Raw genomic sequence first — 16964 nt, forward strand, 5'->3', positions numbered from 1 at the left:
TTGCCAATCCGCAACAAAGAGCCGACCCTTGATGCGTTCAAGGAGCCAGCTCTTTTTTTCATAGTTATTTTCAATCGGTGCTTGAATCGAAATAATTGCCCAAGCCCACGCTGATGGAATGATCTTTCAAATCAATATTATTTACGCGGATAAGCGAAGTATAATCGAACACTTCACGCTTGGAATTGTAGCCAGCTTCTGCGAATACGGTTACGCCGACTGTTTCCGACTCAAATTCAGAAATCATGCTGCGCATACCATTGATGGTGCCTCCACCTTTGAGGAAATCATCGACGATCAGAACTTTGGAACCGCGGGGCAGACTGCGTTTCGACAGTTCCATTTTTTCTACTCGATCTGATGAACCTGAGACATAATTGATGCTCACAGTTGAACCTTCTGTAATTTTCGAATCACGACGAACAATGACGAACGGCACATTTAGATACGTAGCGACTGCTTGCGCAATCGGAACCCCTTTGGTGGCGACAGTCATGACAGCATCCACTTTTTTGTCAACATATTGAGCCGCGATGACACGTCCGATTTTCTGGAGAATTTCCGGATTGCCCAACATATCAGAAAGATAAACGTATCCTCCCGGCAACAGACGATCTTTACTGTTCATGATTTCGCACATTTCTTCTATAATTTCGCGGGCATTTTCTTTGTTGATTGTCGGAATATACTTGACGCCTCCTGCTGCACCCGGCAGCGTTTCAACAATCCCCGTTCCACGGTCTTCAAATGTTTTTTTGATGATGGATAGATCTTCACTGATGGAAGATTTCGCTGATTCATATCGTTTAGCGAAATAGGTCAATGAAATCAACCGATGCGGTCTTTCTAGTAAGTAACGGGTCATATCAACTAACCGTTCACTGCGCTTTATTTTCACTCCAAATCTCTCCTCATATTGCGTTCTTTCCTCTATTATATAGTTAATTTCTGAAAAATAAAAGCTTTTAATTGTTTATCGTTCGTTTTTAATCGAATTTTAGCAAAAAAAACAAGAGCAATGTTCTGCTCTTGTCCATATATCTTATTGTTAAGATTCTACTTCTTTTCGATCAGGACCTTGTATATACTGGTCAAAATGAACATGGCCACGAAAACCAGGGTGATTGTGGCTCCCGGAGGCGTCCCGTACTGATAGGATGCGAACAATCCCCCGTACATTCCCGTCAAACCGATGCCTATCCCAAGCAGGATGACCCCGTTGAAGGTATGCACTAACCTCATCGAGATGGCTGCAGGCAGAATCATGATCGAAGAAACCAACAATGATCCGGTAATCGGCATCACCACGCTGATGGCAACCCCTGTTATTACAGACACCAACAGAGACATCATGCGGACCGGCAAGCCCGCTGTATGGGCCGTGTCTTCATCAAACGTCAATACGTACAATGGCTTGCGGAAAATCAGATACAATAAAACGACTATGATTGCCAAAGCCAACAAGATAAGAATCTGGTCATCATTTATCGTGATGATCGATCCGAACAGGAACTGTTCGACACTAGCGTTCTGTTTCCCTGACACGAAGCTCATCAACACCAAAGCGACTGCCATCCCCGTAGCCATCAGAATCGCAACCGATATTTCCGAATACCCTTTGAAGATGACGCGCAAATATTCGATTCCGATTGCCGCCAAAATAACGATGCCTAAAGTGGTGAGCGTCGGATTGATGTTCAGAAGCATTCCTAAAGCGACTCCCGCTAAGGATACATGGGATAATGTGTCCGCCATCAGGGACTGCCGTCGTAAAATCAGCAGCAAGCCCAAAACGGGCGCCATGATTGCGATTAATGTTGATGCTTGGAAGGCTCTTTGCATAAATCCATAGAGAAACATCTCCAAGGCGAATCCTCCTTTCTGACCAGTTGGATATGAGTATCCACAAATTCTTTGATATCTTCGTGCTCATGCGTAACCATGATGATCGCTTTGTTGTGTACCTGCGAATTGTGCTTCAGCAAACGGTAGAAACGCTCACGCGATTCTTTGTCCATTCCAGTTGTCGGCTCATCGAGCACAAACAAATCCGGCTCGGTTGCGAAAATACGTGCCAAGGCAATGCGTTGTTTTTGCCCACCGGAAAGCTCCCCGATTTTTTTGTTGCGCATCTCCCACATACCCACGGATTCCAAAGCTTTTTTTACATGGGTATGATCTTCTTCGTCCAATTTTTTGAACCATCTACCTTTTTGGTATCTGCCGGATTCCACAAACTCCAAGACTCTGCTTGGAAAGCCGATATTGAACGACGAAATTTGCTGCGGGGCATAACCAATCGTAAGCTTTTCTCCGCGATAGTTCACTTTAGAAATTGTCGCGCTGCCTTCCCGAGGGTTCAGCAGTCCCAGGATGCTCTTCAATAAAGTAGATTTCGCAGCACCGTTTTCGCCTGTAAGAATGACGAACTCCCCTTCGTGCACTTGGAAGGTTATATCCTGCAGGACAGGTTCATCATCGTAATAGAACGAAAGATGCTGTACATCGATGTAATCCATTCGAATTCCTCTCTTCTGTTACTGGATCACTTTTTTCAAAGCTTCCAAATTTTCCTCCATCACACTCAAGTAATCTTTACCCGCTTCTTGGTCTTCATCGGTTATCCCTTCAAGCGGACTCAACACTTCCAGAGCGGCACCTGTTGCTTCAGCCAAGGTTTGTGCTGTTTTTGAGGAGGCACTGTCCGAGTAATAAACGGTAGTGATCTGATTATCGATCATAAATTGCTGCAGTTCAGCCAGTTTGGCAGGATTCGGTTCCGCATCGGATGACACATCGGAGACAGCCACTTCAGTCAGATCGTAGCGACGGGCGATGTATCCAAAAGCTGCGTGCTGCACGACGAACGTGCGGTTTTCGGCAGTCTCAAAGGCAGTCTGATACGCTGCATCCAGTTCCGCCAATTTTTCGTTAAAAACAGCAGCATTTGCTTCGTAACTCTCTTTGTTGGCTTCATCAGCCTCAAGTACTCCGGATAAAATGGCATCGACTTCCTCTTGTGCGTACACCGGATCCAACCAGACATGCGGATCGACATTGTGTGCATCTTCGCCTTCTTCATGTCCCTCTTCTTCATCGTGTTCTTCTTCGGCAGCCGCATCCTCTACCATTTCAAATAACGCGATATTCTCTGCAGCTTCCACAACGATCACATCGCTCGATCCAATCGATTCCAAGACGCTAGGAACCCATGTTTCCATTTCATCACTGTTATAGATGAACACATCGGCCTCAGCAATAGCCGCGATATCCTGCGGTGTCGGCTCATAGCCATGCGATTCTTGTCCGGCATCCAACAAAACGGATACTTCGCCATTGTCACCTACTACATTTTTCGCAAAATCATACATCGGATAAAAGGTTGTGACTACCTTAATACCGTCCTCAGAAATGCCTGTTTCGCTGCTTTCATTTGCTCCGCATCCAACTAAAAAAAACGCTGCCGCAGATAAAATACCTGTCACTTTTAATCTATTAAGCATCATTTATTATTCCTCCAAAACGTAATGATTCCTGTTTAAGGTCCGATAGACACTTTATCACACCTGCACGCAACGCGTCAACCATTTCGCTTCCGTTTCACAAGCAAAAACCGCGAACATCCTAAGGAGTTCCGCGGTTGAGGCAGAGCGGTCTTACACTGCATTTCTGATTATTCTTCATTGAGCAGTCGGACCATGTATACTTCTTCGCAGAATCCGCGCAGACTGTTGTAGGCACGTTTGATGCGCGATGTATTCCTGCTGAAGCCGATGATGGTAGGGCCACTGCCGCTCATCGTCACACCGTCCAGGCCGTACTTTTCCATCCGGTCCTTCAATTTGCGCAGTTCCGGATGTTTATTGAAGGTCACTTGTTCCAAAGCATTTCCTACATTCTGGCACATCCGTTCATAATCGCCTTCTTCTATGGCTTGCGCTACGACTCTGGAAGTTGATTTGTGCTGCAATTCCTCGACAGTCAACAGACGGAAAATCGTCTTCGTCGAGACACTTAGGCGCGGCTTCGCCAAAATCACCCAACAGGATGGCATCGGCCGCAATTTCCGGACGATTTCACCCCGGCCGGATACAAAAGCGGTACCGCCCACGATGCTGTAGGGAACATCCGAGCCTACTTGATTGCCGATAGCAATGAGCTCTTCAACAGAAAGCTGCAGATCCCAGATTTTATTCAGCGCGCGCAGAGCCGCGGCAGCATCTGTGCTGCCACCGCCCAATCCGGCTGCAACAGGGATTTTTTTGTCGATTTCAATCTTGATTCCCTTCTTTATCCCGCAACGGTCTTTGAGCAGCTTTACCGCCTGATAGACATGATTACGCGTATCCACCGGCAGAAACACCTTATTTGTGTAGATCCTGATTTCATCTTCTTTGAGAGGAGTAAAAGTAAGATGGTCCGCAAGGTCGACTGAAGCCATCACCATTTCGAGTTCATGATAATAGTCATCCCGCTTATACAGTACATCTAACGCCAAATTTATTTTTGCCGGGGCACGTTCAATCCATTCCATCGCTCCACGCTCCTCTCCACTGTTCTTATAATACAATACTAGCTTAAGCGTGCTCTTTTTAAAAGAAATATATGCCAACAAACAAGAATTAGTTTCTGAATGCGCAATATCGCATGATTAATTGCCCGGAACCGTTTTTCCCGCACAATTCCGCCCATAGCTTGTGATTTTTAGATAAAAAAAAACAGACAATTCGATGTCTGTTTGATTTATTTGGAATAAGTTCTTAACTAATTTAAGCGTACTGGCATTTTTCTTCATCATAAAATAAAATCTCTACAGCTTCGGTTAAAACATCTGCATAACTGTATGATACACGTTCAAATGCATTTTCGTTTTGGTCTAGATCGACTACAAATACAGCATGATACGTTTCCCGTAAAATACCTTTTCGTTCCGTCTTGCGTTTGCGTCCTGCTTGCGCAGTCAGCATAACTTTTTGCCCTAAGTGACATTCCAGTTGTTCTTTAATCTGACTCAAATTATCCGGCATTCTGTTTCACCTCACTGATTTACAGTATAACACAGATAAATTAAAATAACAAGTATATCACAGAGGACGTATGCACGCAACTATGAAACGAATAAATTTTTAAAGAAATCTTATCAACTTTTTTCACAGTTTTTAGTAAACTTCCGACAGAAAATCAGCACAACCTCCCCTTCACCTTTAATTTGAAAGGGGGGCTGCGAGGTGGGGCTGTCTTCTCGACGGGGTCTCCGGAAACTCTAATATCAAGCAAGCACTTGGTCGCTTATTTAACATCCAAATACTTGACCAAGGCGTTGGCAAGATCCGCAAATTGTTCGATGCTCAGGGCTTCTGCCCGTTTTGAGGGTTCGATGCCCGCTTCTTCAAGTCCGGCTGTCAAAGCAGCCTTGACCTCTTCCGTTTTGCCGTAGCGCGACTGCAGATTGTTCCAGAGCGTTTTTCTGCGTTGGTTGAAACCGGCGCGGACCAAATCAAAGAAGAACTTCTCATCCGTAACCTTCACTTTGGGTTCCGCTCTGCGTTGCAGCTTCAGGATTGCCGAATCGACATTCGGTTGCGGCACAAAAACGGTTTTCGGAACGATGAAGGCAATCTCGGCTTCCGTATAGTAGTCGATCGCAATCGTCAATGAACCGAATGCTTTCGTTCCGGGCTTGGCGGTCATGCGTTGTGCGACTTCCTTTTGCATCATCATCACAAACGTATCGATCGGCAAATCCCTCTCGATGAAATTCATGATAATCGGCGTCGTGATGTAGTAAGGCAGATTCGCCGCTACCACCAATCGTTCAGCCGGTTCAAAATGCTCCTCGATGACCTGCGGAACATTCGCCTGCAGAATATCCTGAAAAATGATTTCGATATTATCGTATTCCGCAAGTTCTGTCTTCAAAATAGGCGCCAATCGTCTGTCCACTTCAAACGCCACTACTTTTTTGGCTTCTCTGGCAAGACGCTCCGTCAATGCTCCGATACCGGGCCCGATTTCGATCGCATTGGTGTTTTTGTCTATGCCGGCTGCAGCCACCATCTTCGTCAATATATTCGGTTCCACCAAAAAGTTTTGCCCCAGGCTCTTCTTCATGGTCAGATGGTATTTCTTTAAGATGGCGTTCGTTCTGCTTGGTGTCGCTATATCCTTCTGGTGTTCTAATGCACTCATCTGTTTTCCTCCTCCTACCGCTGAGCGGTCAGGCTATCCTTTTCATCCAGTTCTTTTAAAATGGCTGTCATCGCTGCATCAACATCTACTCTTTCCAGTTGAAACATGCGCAGGCGTTTCAATAACTGTTTTCCGTTTGTATGGCCGATTCCGAGCACATCCCCCAGCAATTCACGATAGCGCCCTGAATCGGCGTGTCCGATCAAGTGCCATTCATCCAGGAATTTCCTGTCGATATCGCTCGTTTCAACCTGTCTTTGCGTATAAACATTCTTCAGCGCTGCCCTTATGTTCTCCGGGGAGGCATGTTCGATTCCTAGACTTCCCCCTTTCGGAGATTGCGCATCATCCTTGCGCAGGAATGCATGCTTGACGCCGGGTATCCGTTCCACGATTGTTGCCCGGATTTTGCCGCCCGGATAATCCGGATCGGTGAAGACGATGACGCCACGTGTCGCTTGCGCATGGGCAATCAGCTGCAACGTTGCTTCATTGATTGCCGAACCGTTCGTTTCGATCGTATCAGCTTCAACCGCTTCCTTGATCCGTTTGGTGTCGTCTTTCCCCTCAACCACTATAATTTCTTCTATTTTCATTTGTCTTCCAACCCAAATAATTTATTCGCGTTTTTGGTTGTCTGCAGCGCAATCTGTTCGAAGGTCTGGCCGCGTAATTCAGCAATCTTTTCGGCTACATAGCGTACATAAGCCGGCTCGTTTCTCTTTCCACGGAAAGGGACGGGCGCCAGATACGGCGCATCGGTTTCGACCAGAAGCTTCTCGATCGGTGCAGCTTTGGCCACTTCATGCACTTCCGTCGCTTTTTTGAAAGTGACGACGCCGCTGATCGAAATGTGCATGCCCAAATCCAAAAACTTCTTCATGTAGTTCACATCACCGCTGAAGCTGTGCATGATGCCGCCTATATCGCGCACATCCTCTTCCTTCAGAATGCGGTACGTGTCTTCGATAGCGTCACGCATATGGATGCTGATCGGCAGTTCCAATTCTTTGGCGATCGCGATTTGCCTTCTGAATACTTTCGCCTGAACATCATGCGGCGCTGTGTCCCAGTGATAGTCCAGACCCATCTCGCCCATGGCAACAACCTTTTTTTCTTCGAGCAACGCCATCAGGCTGTCCTCCACTGCCGCAGTATAGGTCGCTGCTTCCGTAGGGTGCCAACCGATGATGCTGTAGATTTCAGGATATTTCGCGCTCAATTCAAGCGACCTTTTTATCGTGTCCGCATCGAAGCCCACTACCGCAAATCTTCCGACACCGGCTTCGTGAGCTCTTACGATGGCCGCGTCAGCATCATCCGCAAAAGCATCCACATTCAGATGCGTGTGTGTATCAAATAATAGTTTATCCATAGATTCCTTTCCGGTTCCTGTGGGGAGGCCTTTGCCCCACTGACTCTTCTGCATTTAAAATGGACAAAGGAGTCCGGGACAACTGTCCCAGGCTCCTTGAATCACAAAAACCCTTATGCCACTGTAGAACCATTTGCTGCCGATTCAGGTGCGAGTATCACTTGCAGTACGCCATCCTTCTCAGCAGAAAGGATCATCCCTTGGCTGATTTCGCCTTTCATTTTGCGCGCTTTCAGATTAGCGACAATGATGACTTTCTTGCCGATGAAATACGCAGGATCCGGATACCATTGCGCGATGCCCGACAGGATTTGGCGATGACCTTCATCACCCGCATCCAGACGGAATTTCAGCAATTTGTCCGCTCCCTCGACCTTTTGGCAGTCGATGACTTCAGCTACCTTCAGCTCGACTTTATCGAAATCTTCGTATTTGATCTGTTTTTCTTTTTCGGAAGTCAGTACGATAGTCGTTGGATCCCACTCGGCCGCGACCGTTTTCTCTTCCGCTGGGGCCGTTCCGCCCATTTGTTCCTTGATGTAGGCGACTTCCTCTTCTGTAACCAAACGGGGGAAGATCGGCGTGCCTTTTTCGACTACCTTCACGTCCGCCGGGAACGTTCCGAAGGCTACGTTTTCCCAAGCGCCTTGTTTTTCGAAATCCAATCCGAGTTGTTCATACATTCTGAACGGCGCTTGCGTCATGAACGGAGACAAGAGAATGCCGACAACGCGTAAGGTTTCAGCCAAATGGGCCATAACACTTCCCAACTCCGCTTGCTTGGATTCGTCCTTCGCCAAGACCCATGGAGCTGTCTCGTCGATGTATTTGTTCGCGCGTGAAATGAGGCGCCATGTTTCGGACAATGCTGAACTGAACTGCATGTTGTCCATTTCCTTCTGGTAATTCTCGGTCACTTCCGCTGCCATCGCCTTAAGTTCAGCATCGAAAGCCGTTACCGCTGCTAGTGCCGCAGGGATGTTACCCCCGAAATATTTGTTGATCATGGCGATCGTTCTGTTCAGCAAGTTGCCCAGATCATTGGCCAAATCATAATTGATGCGGTTCACGTAATCCTCAGGTGTGAAGATGCCGTCGCTGCCGAAGGTCACTTCGCGCATCAGATAGTAGCGCAAAGCATCCAAACCGAAACGTTCCACCAGCATATCCGGATACACAACGTTGCCTTTTGATTTGGACATTTTGCCTTCCTTCATCAATAACCAACCGTGTCCGAAGATTTTTTTCGGAAGCGGCAGATCCAAAGCCATCAGCATGATCGGCCAATAGATGGTGTGGAAGCGGACGATTTCTTTTCCGACCATATGCACATCAGCCGGCCAATATTTTTGGTAAAGGGAATCATCATCCGAACCGTATCCCAATGCAGTGATGTAGTTCGCCAATGCATCAATCCAGACATAGACCACGTGCTTCGGATTGCTCTTCACGGGAATCCCCCAGGTGAAGGTCGTCCGTGAAACAGCCAGGTCCTCAAGGCCCGGTTTGATGAAGTTGTTGACCATCTCGTTTTTGCGCGATTCCGGTTGGATAAAATCAGGGTGCGCATCGTAATAAGCCAACAGACGATCCGCGTATTTGCTCATACGGAAGAAGTAGGACTCCTCTTTCACCAATTCGACTTCATGGCCGCTTGGCGCAACCCCGCCGATGATTTTTCCGTCGGCATCGCGGTATACTTCAGCCAATTGTGTTTCCGTGAAGAACTCTTCGTCGGAAACGGAATACCAGCCTTCGTATTCGCCAAGATAGATGTCGCCTTGTGCCAATAGTTGTTCGAAGATCTGCTGAACGGCCTGCACATGATCATCATCAGTCGTGCGGATGAACTTGTTGTTGGAAATGTCCAGACGTTTCCATAGATCCTGCATATCCTGGGCCATACCGTCCACATATTCTTTCGGTGTGATGCCCAATTCTGCTGCTTTGTTCTCGATTTTTTGTCCATGCTCATCTGACCCGGTCAGGTAGAACACATCGAATCCCATCAGTTTTTTATAGCGCGCCATTACATCGCATGCGATAGTAGAATACGCATTTCCGATGTGGAGCTTTCCGCTCGGATAATAGATTGGAGTAGTGATATAAAATGTATTTTTGTCTTTAGCCACGAATGAGTGCGCCTCCCTGAATTCTAAGTTCTTTGCGAATGTACGCAACTTACCGTACCATTCTACCACAAAAGTCAAGGGTTTGGGGGCGAAATTCGAAACATGCGGCAACCTCTTGCCAACGCCTGCACCTCCGGATCCATGCACAAAAAATCCGAAAGCAAATTACAGCTCCCGGCCTCTACAGCATCATCCAGCATTTGTCACTTATCCGTATAGTTGTGGATCGCATCCCGCAAAAATGCAGCGGCCCCTTTGCCTGATGCTTTGTCGTAGTAAGCGGTGAACCTTTCGTCGTCGACATACATCTGGGCCAGTCCACGATGCGCTTCCGGAGAGTAGCTCGGCCAAGTATAGCTCAGCCATTGTTTATGCAGCGCAGCAACCGCCAAGGCAGCCTCTCCGCCGGCATCCCCCGTAGCCATCGCTTCCGTCAGCATCTCCTGCAGGCGTGCGGCCATCTCCTGCATTGCGTCAAAATCCGCTTCGCTCATTCCTGCGAACTTATTGTTCGAAGCCGCTACGGTCTTTTCTCCGTATTTTTCGCGGATTTCCTGCCCGTAGCGGATTTCGTTCTCGTCGAGCAGTTCCTTCTTCAAGCCTTCGAATTTTTCTTTGTCGCTCATCCTTCTGCCTCCTCTTTTTTCTTCAAGCGTAGCATCCACCGTTTTGATCAGCAATTCGATTTCCTTCTTTTTCTCCAACAGCGCCTGTTTATGTGCGACCAATGATTGTTCCGCATCATATGCCGGATCATCCATCGCGGCTTTGATCTTATCAAGCGAAAAAGACAACTGTTTGAAGAACAGGATCTGCTGCAGCCTGTCCACCTCTGTCTCACCATAGATGCGGTAGCCAGAGGAACTGGTGCGTTTGGGCTTCAGCAGGCCGATTTCGTCATAGAAGCGCAGCGTCCTCGTGCTGACGCCGGCCAATCGGCTCAATTTTTGGATTGTATATTCCATTCTATCCCCTCCGATGATCCTATCTTACACCTTCACGCTGCGTTAAGGTCAACAAATTCCTGTACAAAAAAAGACAGCCCCGGAGGACTGTCGTGAATTTTGGATTATCTTGCAACACGTACGGCAAATGATGCGCCGGAAAGGTTGTAAGAAGAATAAGTAACCGTTTGGCCTGGTGCCGGAGCGTGGATGTATTGTCCGCCGCCTACGTAGATCGCAACGTGATAAGTCGCGCCTCTTGAACCCCAGAAGATCAAATCTCCCGCTTGTGCGGATGATACAGCAATCTGTGTACCTGAGTTTTCTTGAGGAACTGTGTAGCCACCGATTTCGATGCCGTATGCTTCTCTGAAGACATAAGACGTGAAGCCAGAGCAGTCAAAGCCTGACGGTGTTTTTCCGCCCCATACATAAGGAACGCCGATGTATTTTGCGGCAATGGAAACAACATCGCCTGTTGGTGCCGATAATGTTGGTGCAGTCACGACTGGCGCAGACACAACTGGTGCGCTGACGACGGGTGCAGCTGCTGCAGGAGCAGACACAACTGGTGCACTTTCAACAACTGGTGCAGCGGCAACTGTTTGAGCAGGAGCAGCTGACTCGGAACTTGCAACTGTGCTTGATGCAATATCAACGGATGAAGCAGCGGTTGAAGATTCTTCTGAGCTTGCTTGTGCGACTGTTGCAGCTACAGTTGCTGCGGCAGCTTCAGCAGCGGCAATGGCAGCAGCTTCTGCGGCGGCTCTTTGGTCAGCTTCTTCTTTTTGCGCTAAGAACATTTGACGGTCGGATTCAGCCGTTGCTTTTTCAGCAGCCAAAGCGGCAATTGCGCTTTCCTGTTCGATTTTCTTCACTTGCAAATCGCCTTTAAGTTGTTCCAACTCCATAGCCATTGCATTAATTTTGCTTAAGTTTTCTTCAGTTTTACTTTTCTTATCTTCAACAGCTTTTTGATCCGCAATTTGCTGCTCAACCAATTCTTTATTGGCTGATACCATTTTTGAAACAACATCGATGCGGGATACTAAATCTGTGAAAGATTCGGATGCTACGATAAAATTCAAGTAGTTTTCGTTTGAACCGTTCACTTGAACAGATCTTGCTTGCTCATCCAGTTGTTCTTCGCGTTGTGCGATGACAACTTGCAATTCGGCAATATCTTCTTGTAAAGCAACAATCTCATCTTGTGTCTTTACGCGGTTTGCCAAAAGAGTCTCCGCTCTTTTTTCGGCTGCATCAACTTCTGCAGTGATTGCAGACAAGTTTTCTTCTGCCGTGCTTTGTTTGCTGTCCAATTCAGAAATTTTAGTTTCTTGCTGTTGGATTTTTGTTAAGATTTCATCTGCTTGAGCTGTAAAAGGCGTTACTATACTTGTTGCAAGGATCGTACCTGCTAATGCGATAGCCACTAATTTCTTCTTCAAGTCTAATTCCTCCACTTACATTCGATTGTCGTTAGTTATAATTCTTATATATCTTTTAACTTTTTATAGTTTTTCTTAAGATTCATCAACATAATGAATCATAACATAGTTTTTTTTCGTTTAACCCGGTTTCGACAAGTTGTATCCTAACTGTAATATTTCTGTAAAACGGCGGGCCTAATGTATCTGAATCCGCGTAATCAGTAATATTTCCTGCCTTTCCCCACTTTGTAACATTTATGTAACATTGCTTTTTTTATTGTCACGGTTGACATCTGAAGTTTTGCTGCGCTATACTTACGGCAATTAACCAATACAATAAAAAGCGATGAAAAAGACAGTAGAATCGGGATTTTGTCCTATAGAGAGTCAGCGGTTGGTGGAAGCTGATGCAAGCCTGGATTCGAATTACACTTTGGAGCTTTCTTATGCGCATAAGCGTCCGGCATACGATACATGTCAGAGTGGCAAAGTCTTTCCGATTCGGATGACTCTGCAAGCTGGGTGGTAACACGGTAACTATCGTCCCTGTTCAAACAAGAATTTTCTTGTCTGGACAGGGATTTTTTTGCATATAAATTTATGAGAAAAGGAATGAAGCACATGAATATCATCGACGAGTTAGAGTGGCGCGGTGCCATCAATCAACAAACAGACGCGGAAGGCTTACGCAAATTAACGGAGGATGAGCAGATCGGCCTTTACTGCGGCGTCGATCCGACCGGCGACAGCCTGCATATCGGACATCTGATCCCTTTCATCGTATTGAAGAGATTCCAATTGGCAGGACACAGACCCGTCATCCTGATCGGCGGCGCGACCGGATCGATCGGCGACCCAAGCGGAAAGAGCGAGGAACGGGTTCTGCAATCGATGGATCAAGTCGTTGAGAATGCAAATGCTTTGACCGCTCAAATGAAAAAACTGTTCCTTTCCGACAGTTCGGCTGACATCCGTCTCGTCAACAACTATGACTGGACCAAAGATTTGACACTACTGGATTTCCTGCGCGACTTCGGCAAGAACTTCAATATCAACACGATGTTGGCCAAAGATATCGTAGCGAGCCGTCTGGATACCGGTATTTCTTTCACGGAATTCACTTACCAGATTCTGCAGTCCATGGACTTCCTGCACCTTTTCCAGAATGAAGGCGTCAACCTTCAGATTGGCGGTCAGGATCAATGGGGCAACATCACTGCCGGTTTGGACCTGATCCGCAAAAAAGAAGGTACAGAAGCAAAAGCTTTCGGGTTAACGATTCCATTGATGCTGAAAGCGGACGGCACAAAATTCGGCAAGACTGCCGGCGGTGCGGTCTGGTTGGATCCGAAAAAAACAACTCCTTACGAGTTCTACCAATTCTGGGTGAACCAGGACGACCGCGATGTCATCAAATACTTGAAATACTTCACTTTCCTTTCAAAGGAAGAAATCGATGCTTTGGCCGAAAAAGTGGAAACAGAGCCGCATAAACGCGAAGCCCAAAAAGTTTTGGCATCCGAAATGACGCGCTTCGTCCACAGCGAACAAGCTTTGCAGGACGCTCTAAAGATCACCGAAGCCCTGTTTACCGGCGAAGTGAAGGAGTTGACTGCCGACGAAATCGCGGAAGGTTTCAAAAATATGCCGACTTTTGAGTCTGATCTGAAGGAACAAGAATTGGTCAGTTGGCTGGTCGACCTGGGCATCGAGCCATCACGCCGTCAATCACGCGAAGACATCCAAAATGGCGCCATCTCAATCAACGGCGAGAAAGTCACCGATCTGGCATTCGTCATCACTGCCGAAAATTCCTTTGAAGGCCGCTTTATCCTCGTACGCCGCGGCAAAAAGAAATATTTCTTGGTTAAGCTGGTGGCTTGACATGACGATCCAACAGCTTTTTCCACGCGAAACATCACTCGGCTTGGAACCTGTCGAAAGCTTGGACCAGATCAACGAGCTGTCCCGCTTGGCTGACACCATCTGGCAGGAGTATTATCTGCCGATTCTAGGTCCGGAACAAGTAACCTATATGTTGGAGAACATCCAGTCCAAAGCGAATATGGAAGCAGATATCGAAACAGGAAAATTGGATTATTTCCTCATCAAAAGCGAGGGGCAATCCGCCGGTTACCTGGCTATCCAATTGCAGGACGACAAGCTGTTCATCAGTAAACTTTATTTGCTGAAGGAAGCCCGTGGGCGAGGCTACGCCTATCAAATCATGCAAAAAATGGTCGATTTGGCTATCAAGGAACAGAAAAAAGTTCTGGAGCTCACCGTCAACAAATACAACGAAGGTTCGATCGCATTCTACGAAAAATACGGTTTTGTGCGAACGGAATCCATCGTCTCCCCCATCGGAGGCGGCTTCGTGATGGACGATTACGTCTATCAATTGCCAATAAAATAAAAACAAAAAAAAGATAGACACTACCAAAACGGGGAAGTGTCTATCTTTTTTTATCCTGAGGAGAGCAACCGGCTGCCGCTGACCGGATGAGCGAATAGGAATATGCGTATACAGCTCCGTCCAGACTTCTACTCGCCGGAGTACATCGATAACTTCCACCCCCAACTACGACGAAGCTACGCTTGCCGGAGAATAACTCAGAATATCGTCTGAACTCCGGTGAAGCCCCCGTTTCCCGGAGCTGACAGTCGAAGCAGGGTCAAGTCGATGCCGCAATCTAATCCGACCACTCTTTCGGGCTCCAGATCCGCCCGTCCAATTCGCCCTCCATTTGTTCGATCCGTTGATATTGCTCTTGGAAAAGCTTCTTCGTTTCCTGGAAGAGTGCTTTTTGCCGGTAATCTTTACTTGCTGCCACTAAGTGATCCAGTTGTTCCTGCACCCAATTTTCAGTCTCCATTTTCGTCCCTCGCTTTACCTTTATCCAAGCTGATTGTCTTCCATCTGTGCCAACGTCCACGCCAAGTCATCCAATTGCTCGCGATTTTCCTCCAAAACGGCGAGCAGATGCTCCACCAGTTGCTGATCGTCTTCGGAAAGTCCCGCTTGCCCAAGCGACTGCAGTTGGCGTTTGAACCAGTTTTCTGAAGCCTTGAGGCTGGCATCATTGTCTTTGGTAAGGTATTGCTGGTAAGCGATCAGCAACTCTTTCTTCTTGCTGTCGTTCAGGTAATCGAATTTAGAAACGGTGAGCGTCGGCAGGTACACCATGCCGCATTTTTTCGCCAACGCCTGGTAAGGACGGGTCAGTTCGGAAATCGTGAAGCCTTCCCTACCTCCGGCTTGGTATTCGCGTTCATTCACACCGAGTGCCAAAACGAGGCCGAATTCTTTTCCCGACAACCTGCCTCCGTCAGTTCCGTAGGCAAAGTCATCTGTCAAAACGACATCCTGCCATTGCTTCAATAGAGCTGGCGAGCTGTACCAATAGAACGGAAATTGGAAGATGATGCGGTCATACTGGAGCAATTGCTGTTGTTCGGCTTCCCGATCGACCTGTCCATCCGGATAAACCGACTCGAGATGATGCCACGTCACTCCTTCAGCCGGAAGACTTTCCCACAGAAACCTTTGCAGATTCGAATCAGCCAGCGTCGGATGGCTGACGATGATCAATGTTTGCATCCTTTCACCTCATTCTCAATAACTCTTCTTCCGCATCATAACAAGCTGTCGGCCATAGTTCAAGTTGCATGCTCATCCAACCCGAAACCAACAAAAACCCTTCCTTCGCCATCCGGATCACCCAGTAGCAAAGAAAGGGAAAACTTTTTTATAGACTAGCAGCAGTGATGTTCAGTGCCTGTTCCTGCGCCTTCAGGCATAATTCCTGCGCCTTGAAGATATGTTCCTGTGTCATCGCATTTTCGGTGCGGTTGATGCAGTCCAAAATCATTTCGCCGAAGAACGGGAACCCGACTTCGCCCGCCAACGAATAATGCTCCTCGCCATCCTTCGTCACCAGGAAGAGGTGATCGCCGGTCTGCTCCGTCGCTACATTGATGTATTTGCGGATTTCGATCGTTCCTTCCGTTCCGGTGATGAACGTGCGGCCATCGCCCCACGTCCCGAGTCCGTCCGGCGTGAACCAATCCACTTTGAAGATGAAGGTTGCGCCATTGTCCCCGATCAGCGTGGCATCACCGTAATCCTCCAATTCTGGTGTATCCGGATTGTTGTAGTTCCCGACTTTGCTGTGCAGCACTTTGGCATCGGTATTTCCCGTATAGTAAAGGAATTGCTCAATCTGATGGCTGCCGATGTCGGCCAAAATGCCGCCGTACTGTTCTTTCTTGAAGAACCAATCCGGACGTTTCTCTTTATCCAATCGATGCGGTCCGAAACCGGTCACTTGGATGACACGGCCGATCCTGCCGTTTTCGATCAACTGTCCGGCAAATACAGCACCTTCCACATGCAGCCTTTCGCTGAAATAGACCCAATATTTTTTACCGGTCTCTGCAACTACTTTTTTGGTCTCTTCGAGTTGTTCCAGTGTCGTGAAACCGGTCTTGTCCGTGAAATAGTCTTTCCCTGCCCGCATGACTCGATTTCCCAACGCACTGCGCAAGTTAGGTACCGCAGCAGCGGCAACCAACTGGATTTCCGGATCTTCCAAAATTTGTTCCAAAGACTCCGCAACGGTAACATCCGGGAATGATTCCAGATAATTCGCTACCTTTTCCGCATCCGGATCGTAGACATATTTGATTGTAGCGCCGGCTTCAATCAACCCGTTCGTCATGCCGTTGATATGTCCGTGGTCCAGTGCCGTAACGCCCACGTTGAACGCTCCCGGTTCCACTACTCTGTTTATTTTCCCTTTCGGAGCATAATTCATTCCATCTTTATTTCCCAATCGTATGACCTCCTTCATTATTATAGGAAGAAGTCCGAAGAGAATCCTCTCCGAACTTC

17 protein-coding genes and 1 other annotated feature are annotated in these 16964 nt (G+C 47.4%); of the genes, 2 read left to right on the forward strand and 15 right to left on the reverse strand.

What is annotated here, in order from left to right; all coding sequences use genetic code 11:
* Positions 1–70: 70 nt before the first annotated feature.
* From purR to TES5_RS01640, 12 genes are all read right to left on the reverse strand, one after another.
* Positions 71–898 carry a pur operon repressor gene (gene purR / locus TES5_RS01585; RefSeq protein ID WP_068559034.1) on the reverse strand — a complete coding sequence of 276 codons (828 nt, stop codon included), beginning with the start codon at positions 896–898 and terminating at the stop codon, positions 71–73.
* Positions 899–1056: 158 nt separating this feature from the next.
* The gene (locus TES5_RS01590; RefSeq protein ID WP_068559036.1) at positions 1057–1866 is read right to left on the reverse strand and encodes a metal ABC transporter permease; all 810 of its coding nucleotides are present in this window, start codon (positions 1864–1866) and stop codon (positions 1057–1059) included.
* Complete coding sequence (locus TES5_RS01595; RefSeq protein ID WP_068559038.1) at positions 1812–2519, reverse strand: metal ABC transporter ATP-binding protein; 708 nt, start codon at positions 2517–2519, stop codon at positions 1812–1814. Before TES5_RS01595 ends, TES5_RS01590 begins: the two co-directional genes overlap by 55 nt.
* Positions 2520–2537: 18 nt before the next feature.
* Positions 2538–3506 carry a metal ABC transporter solute-binding protein, Zn/Mn family gene (locus TES5_RS01600; protein ID WP_198143277.1) on the reverse strand — a complete coding sequence of 323 codons (969 nt, stop codon included), beginning with the start codon at positions 3504–3506 and terminating at the stop codon, positions 2538–2540.
* Between the two features lie 167 nt (positions 3507–3673).
* The gene (gene ispE, locus TES5_RS01605) at positions 3674–4534 is read right to left on the reverse strand and encodes a 4-(cytidine 5'-diphospho)-2-C-methyl-D-erythritol kinase (RefSeq protein ID WP_068559040.1); all 861 of its coding nucleotides are present in this window, start codon (positions 4532–4534) and stop codon (positions 3674–3676) included.
* Positions 4535–4769: 235 nt separating this feature from the next.
* The gene (locus TES5_RS01610) at positions 4770–5027 is read right to left on the reverse strand and encodes a Veg family protein (RefSeq protein WP_068559042.1); all 258 of its coding nucleotides are present in this window, start codon (positions 5025–5027) and stop codon (positions 4770–4772) included.
* Positions 5028–5289: 262 nt separating this feature from the next.
* Complete coding sequence (gene rsmA, locus TES5_RS01615; RefSeq protein ID WP_068559044.1) at positions 5290–6189, reverse strand: 16S rRNA (adenine(1518)-N(6)/adenine(1519)-N(6))-dimethyltransferase RsmA; 900 nt, start codon at positions 6187–6189, stop codon at positions 5290–5292.
* Between the two features lie 14 nt (positions 6190–6203).
* On the reverse strand, positions 6204–6785 hold the full coding sequence (gene rnmV, locus TES5_RS01620) for a ribonuclease M5 (RefSeq protein WP_068559045.1): 582 nt from the start codon (positions 6783–6785) through the stop codon (positions 6204–6206).
* A complete protein-coding gene (locus TES5_RS01625; protein WP_068559047.1) occupies positions 6782–7564 on the reverse strand; it encodes a TatD family hydrolase in 783 nt (260 codons plus the stop codon). The genes rnmV and TES5_RS01625 overlap by 4 nt, the downstream gene beginning before the upstream one ends.
* Before the next feature lie 113 nt (positions 7565–7677).
* Positions 7678–9696: a methionine--tRNA ligase gene (metG, locus tag TES5_RS01630; RefSeq protein WP_068559049.1), complete on the reverse strand. Its 2019-nt coding sequence runs from the start codon at positions 9694–9696 to the stop codon at positions 7678–7680.
* Between the two features lie 203 nt (positions 9697–9899).
* Complete coding sequence (locus tag TES5_RS01635) at positions 9900–10661, reverse strand: MerR family transcriptional regulator (protein WP_068559051.1); 762 nt, start codon at positions 10659–10661, stop codon at positions 9900–9902.
* A gap of 104 nt (positions 10662–10765) precedes the next feature.
* The gene (locus TES5_RS01640; RefSeq protein ID WP_068559053.1) at positions 10766–12088 is read right to left on the reverse strand and encodes a C40 family peptidase; all 1323 of its coding nucleotides are present in this window, start codon (positions 12086–12088) and stop codon (positions 10766–10768) included.
* Between the two features lie 319 nt (positions 12089–12407).
* Positions 12408–12621 (forward strand) — a binding site (T-box leader).
* A gap of 70 nt (positions 12622–12691) precedes the next feature.
* On the opposite strand from TES5_RS01640, the gene tyrS reads away from it, so the two are divergent.
* Positions 12692–13954 carry a tyrosine--tRNA ligase gene (gene tyrS / locus TES5_RS01645; RefSeq protein ID WP_068559056.1) on the forward strand — a complete coding sequence of 421 codons (1263 nt, stop codon included), beginning with the start codon at positions 12692–12694 and terminating at the stop codon, positions 13952–13954.
* Between the two features lies 1 nt (position 13955).
* Complete coding sequence (locus tag TES5_RS01650; protein WP_068559058.1) at positions 13956–14486, forward strand: GNAT family N-acetyltransferase; 531 nt, start codon at positions 13956–13958, stop codon at positions 14484–14486.
* 277 nt (positions 14487–14763) lie between these two features.
* Here TES5_RS01650 and TES5_RS01655 read toward each other — a convergent pair whose 3' ends face one another.
* The 3 genes from TES5_RS01655 to TES5_RS01665 all read right to left on the reverse strand — a co-directional run bounded on the left by TES5_RS01655 (position 14764) and on the right by TES5_RS01665 (position 16905).
* Positions 14764–14946: a hypothetical protein gene (locus TES5_RS01655; protein ID WP_068559059.1), complete on the reverse strand. Its 183-nt coding sequence runs from the start codon at positions 14944–14946 to the stop codon at positions 14764–14766.
* A gap of 20 nt (positions 14947–14966) precedes the next feature.
* Positions 14967–15671: an NAD(P)H-dependent oxidoreductase gene (locus TES5_RS01660; RefSeq protein WP_068559062.1), complete on the reverse strand. Its 705-nt coding sequence runs from the start codon at positions 15669–15671 to the stop codon at positions 14967–14969.
* A gap of 148 nt (positions 15672–15819) precedes the next feature.
* Positions 15820–16905, reverse strand: a complete 1086-nt coding sequence (locus TES5_RS01665; protein WP_143148171.1) for a Gfo/Idh/MocA family protein — start codon at positions 16903–16905, stop codon at positions 15820–15822.
* Between the last annotated feature and the right edge of the window lie 59 nt (positions 16906–16964).

The organism is Trichococcus sp. ES5, from assembly GCF_900067165.1.
GTDB lineage: Bacteria > Bacillota > Bacilli > Lactobacillales > Aerococcaceae > Trichococcus > Trichococcus flocculiformis.

Bases quoted from the DNA above. Each gene is read 5' to 3' on its own strand.
- rsmA (WP_068559044.1), bottom strand. From the start codon at position 6,189: ATGAGTGCATTAGAACACCAGAAGGATATAGCGACACCAAGCAGAACG.
- TES5_RS01595 (WP_068559038.1), bottom strand. From the start codon at position 2,519: ATGGATTACATCGATGTACAGCATCTTTCGTTCTATTACGATGATGAA.
- rnmV (WP_068559045.1), bottom strand. From the start codon at position 6,785: ATGAAAATAGAAGAAATTATAGTGGTTGAGGGGAAAGACGACACCAAA.
- TES5_RS01625 (WP_068559047.1), bottom strand. From the start codon at position 7,564: ATGGATAAACTATTATTTGATACACACACGCATCTGAATGTGGATGCT.
- ispE (WP_068559040.1), bottom strand. From the start codon at position 4,534: ATGGAATGGATTGAACGTGCCCCGGCAAAAATAAATTTGGCGTTAGAT.
- TES5_RS01635 (WP_068559051.1), bottom strand. From the start codon at position 10,661: ATGGAATATACAATCCAAAAATTGAGCCGATTGGCCGGCGTCAGCACG.
- TES5_RS01655 (WP_068559059.1), bottom strand. From the start codon at position 14,946: ATGGAGACTGAAAATTGGGTGCAGGAACAACTGGATCACTTAGTGGCA.
- TES5_RS01660 (WP_068559062.1), bottom strand. From the start codon at position 15,671: ATGCAAACATTGATCATCGTCAGCCATCCGACGCTGGCTGATTCGAAT.
- TES5_RS01600 (WP_198143277.1), bottom strand. From the start codon at position 3,506: ATGATGCTTAATAGATTAAAAGTGACAGGTATTTTATCTGCGGCAGCG.
- TES5_RS01650 (WP_068559058.1), top strand. From the start codon at position 13,956: ATGACGATCCAACAGCTTTTTCCACGCGAAACATCACTCGGCTTGGAA.
- tyrS (WP_068559056.1), top strand. From the start codon at position 12,692: ATGAATATCATCGACGAGTTAGAGTGGCGCGGTGCCATCAATCAACAA.
- TES5_RS01610 (WP_068559042.1), bottom strand. From the start codon at position 5,027: ATGCCGGATAATTTGAGTCAGATTAAAGAACAACTGGAATGTCACTTA.